1 protein-coding gene is annotated in these 1,146 nt (G+C 44.0%); it reads right to left on the reverse strand.

The features are described 5' to 3' along the window. Positions 1–20: 20 nt before the first annotated feature. Positions 21–1,130, reverse strand: a complete 1,110-nt coding sequence (locus AAC854_RS22580; RefSeq protein ID WP_340619050.1) for an ISAs1 family transposase — start codon at positions 1,128–1,130, stop codon at positions 21–23. Positions 1,131–1,146: the final 16 nt, after the last annotated feature.

A 1,146-nucleotide genomic window follows, 5' to 3' on the forward strand; every position in this document is an offset into this window, starting at 1 on the left:
CAGGGCAACCGCATGAATGATCAAATAACATTCAGGTTAGAAAATCCTGCTTGTAATACCTGTTCTAAAAACTGAATTCTCATCCAGGCGCGTTTACGTTTCATCCTTATACTTAATTTAGTTTTTTCCTGTTTCAACATATTCAAGGCGATTCGTCTGAGTATTGCGATATTTTCTGCTGCATTTTCCCGATAAATCTGACAATCATCTTCATGAAAAATCGCATCCAACACCCAATGGAGATTATTTTCAATGCGCCAGTGACTGCGTACTGCCTGAGCCAATTTTTCTTCTGTCAGTTCTGCTGAACTGATGTAATAGCGATACTCAAGGCTCGGTAATTTACCTTTTTCCTGTCGGTATCCTATTGTTACGCCAAGTGTTTTTAATTCCGGCCATTCTGGGAAATCACCGTTAAGTAAATCAGCACTGATAACATGGCTTTCCCGGATTTCGGTGCGGCCATGGCCTTGTTCTACATTGATTTTTTCTCTTGTCAGGGGAGAGGTACATTGCGCTCTCAATGCGTTTTGAACCGCCCGATGGAGACGTTTTTGGTTATCTTTAACACTTAACAGGTAATCCGCGCCGACATCAATGAGTTTCTGGGCTATTTGGGTTTGGCATCCCATTGCATCGATGGAAACCAGAGCACCTTTCAGATTTAATAATTGGATCAGCTCAGGGATTGCGGTGATTTCGTTGGATTTTTTCTGAGTCCGAACCTGCCCCATGACGAGTTTGTTCGTGGTGGCGTAAACACTGACAAGATGGAGTGTTGAAAGGCGTTCTTCGGGAGAGTAAGAGCCGCGTAATACTTTACCATCAATCGCCACTAGCTCACCTTGGGTCAGTTCATGTACTGAATTCATCCAATTGATAAAACAGCGGTTAAATTGTTTTGGGTTAATCCGCGAAATAACCCGGGCAAACGTATCATCAACAGGGACGCCTTCTTTGAACAGACCTTGTTGCAGAAACCACTTATGATAGCCTTCGGTATATTCCTGAATATCGCGCCAACCCTCTGCGCCAGCAATCATTGCGCAAAGCGACGCAAACAGGATATCAAATAAGGGATAGGCGATTTTTGCGCTCTGACGCGGGTCTTGGATCGCTGAAAAATGCAGGCTGAAGTCTTCAAGG

This window comes from Xenorhabdus entomophaga (assembly GCF_037996725.1).
Classification (GTDB): domain Bacteria; phylum Pseudomonadota; class Gammaproteobacteria; order Enterobacterales; family Enterobacteriaceae; genus Xenorhabdus; species Xenorhabdus khoisanae.